Source organism: Shewanella sp. MM_2022_3, assembly GCF_022557375.1.
GTDB lineage: Bacteria > Pseudomonadota > Gammaproteobacteria > Enterobacterales > Shewanellaceae > Shewanella > Shewanella xiamenensis.
Window position 1 is genome coordinate 1 of record NZ_JAKZGV010000099.1, and the last position, 2,619, is coordinate 2,619.

General features: G+C 44.6%; 2 protein-coding genes. Both read left to right on the forward strand.

Annotated elements, in window-relative coordinates:
* The first annotated feature begins 84 nt into the window (after positions 1–84).
* Positions 85–1,101 (forward strand): protease SohB, encoded by a 1,017-nt coding sequence (gene sohB, locus MMG82_RS21195; protein WP_047533845.1) that lies wholly within the window; start codon positions 85–87, stop codon positions 1,099–1,101.
* Between the two features lie 193 nt (positions 1,102–1,294).
* The gene (locus MMG82_RS21200) at positions 1,295–2,314 is read left to right on the forward strand and encodes an AraC family transcriptional regulator (RefSeq protein ID WP_172591080.1); all 1,020 of its coding nucleotides are present in this window, start codon (positions 1,295–1,297) and stop codon (positions 2,312–2,314) included.
* Positions 2,315–2,619: the final 305 nt, after the last annotated feature.

Consider the following 2,619-nt stretch of genomic DNA (forward strand, 5'->3'; position numbering starts at 1 on the left):
TTTGCTGGGTTTTTTTATGGCGCTTTAGGCTGTTAGAATAGCGCGCATTAAACCGGATCACCTTAGGTCCCAACGGAGAGTACTTTGGAATTTCTATACGAATATGGCATGTTTTTGGCCAAAGCTGTGACTATTGTTGTTGCGATTGTTGCTGTGATTATTGTCGTCCTCGCGTCCACTGTGAAGCACAAATCGGATAAAGGTGAACTGAGGATCACTAACCTTTCAGAAGAACTGGAAGAACTAAAGCACAGTTTGAAGGAGGAACTGCTGACGAAGAAGCAGTTTAAAGCCTACGAAAAACAGCTGAAAGCAGACGAAAAGGCGAAGGAAAAAGCGGCCGAAGAAGACCACAAAGGCAAGGTTTTTGTCATTGATTTTAAAGGCAGTATTGATGCCGCCGAAGTGGCTTCTCTGCGCGAAGAAATCAGCGCGATTTTAACCATCGCCGAAAAGGATGATGAAGTTATTGTCAATGTCGAAAGTGGCGGTGGCATGGTGCATGGTTATGGATTGGCATCGAGCCAGCTCGATCGTCTGCGTCAGGCCGAGATCCCATTAACGATTTGCGTGGATAAAGTTGCCGCCAGTGGTGGTTATATGATGGCCTGTGTCGCCAATAAAATATATGCCGCGCCATTCGCTATCGTGGGTTCTATCGGTGTGGTTGCTCAGTTGCCTAACTTCAACCGTTTGCTGAAAAAGCACGAAATTGATTATGAGCAACACACAGCCGGTGACTTTAAGCGCACCTTGACCATCTTTGGCGAAAATACTGACGAGGGCAGACAGAAGTTCCAACAGGAGCTCGAAGAAACCCATGAGCTGTTTAAAGCTTTTGTAACCAAATATCGTCCTCAGCTCGATTTAGCAAAGGTGGCCACTGGTGAACATTGGTACGGTCAACAGGCGATTGAATTAGGCCTTATCGATGCGATTTCAACCAGTGATGATGTGTTAATGCAGTTAGCGGGCGAACGTACCGTGTATAAGCTGCGTTATCAGGTGCGCAAGAAACTAGCCGATAAAATCGCCCATGGTGCGTCCCTGTCGGTAAATGCGATTTTTAATCGATTAGTTGAGAAAAATCGTCCCATGTAAGCCGACGCACTGACTTAATACAGATGAAAACGCCTGCGAATATGCAGGCGTTTTTGTTTTGTTTGGGCGCGAAATGAAATAATACATTTTTTTAACATTAAGTTTGGTTTAAGACTATTCAAAATAAGCGAGATCTTATACAACTAATCACCTAGGGAATTAAAAGCTGAACAAATCACATTAAGGATATTCCATGTTACAGCGCGTCGATTACAAGACGAACCTGATGGTAGGCGATCAAACCTATCCCGCATTTGAGCTGCGTAATATTCTCGACTTTATTGCCTCACAGTTAGGCGAAAAAGCCTTACAGCAAGTCTGTGGTCATATTGGTGTTGGCCGGACTGAGCTTAATCATTGCCAGTTTGTCTTTGTCTGGCAGGTGGAATATGCGATGGAGTTTTTACGCTTACAGGGTGGAGATCCCGATATTGGTACTAAATTAGGGCTGAGTTATCGGGTGAGTAGCTTAGATGTATTGTTGCCCCATCTTGCTCAACTTAGCTCATTGCAGGCCTGCTTACAGTTTGTGATTAATCACCCGAGTTTAGTTGGTAGTTTTACTGATTCTTTGGTACGTCTAACTGATGACAGTGTTTGCATTCGTTGGCTTAATACGGGTCGTATTGATAAAGCACAATACGGATTTCAGTTTTTACACAGTATTGGGTCACTATTGGGGCTCGCCAGAGAGCTGACTGGGGAGGCTATAACGCTAAGTCAAATTAATTTGGTTGGGTCAGGTCGAGACTGCCATTTTTTAGAGGAGGCAACGGGTGCGAAAGTGCAGTTTAATTGCGAATATTACGAATGGAGTATTTCCCTTAATTATCTTGCTCTTGCAATAAACTATCCTTTCCCTAAATTTGCAGAGATAACGCCTTCAGCTTTTACCACCTCCTTTATCGAAACCGTATTGATAGCGATCCGCGCACATTTTCCCCATGTACTTCATTTAGATGAAATGGCGGCGCAGCTGCATATGAGCGACCGCAGTTTTCGGCGTAAACTTGCACAGCTTGGATCGAGTTATCAGCGTCTCGTTGATCAGGTGCGCTGCCAACGGGCGGTCGAGTTGATTTTAGCCAACAAGCTAGATATTGAGGCGATTGCCGAGACCTTAGGCTACAGCGATGTGAGCCATTTCCGTCAATCCTTTAAGCACTGGATTGGCCACCCGCCAGGGTATTTTAGTCGGCTTAACTGCGGCTAAAGGATAGTGAACTAGCTTAATTGGTTAAAAACGGAAGCGATACTTTAAGGGAAACGGCGCTATCCTATATTCAATTTCATCCTTGTTTATCCCATTTATTTTTTGTTTAACGTCGCTCCATTGCTTATGCAACGTGAGTGACATTAGGACGTGTTGACGTTTCGAGATTAGATTTTGTTCGTTCTGGAAAGCACGTGCTCGCGAAACGAGGAATGATGTGTAGTTATTCTACTCAAATGACGAGCGGCTCTTATGACAGAAAGTAAGAGCAAGGGCTTGCCAGACGAACCCTTCGGGCAGCATTT

Coding starts and splice junctions, on each gene's coding strand:
- MMG82_RS21200 (WP_172591080.1), top strand. CDS start 1,295: ATGTTACAGCGCGTCGATTACAAGACGAACCTGATGGTAGGCGATCAA.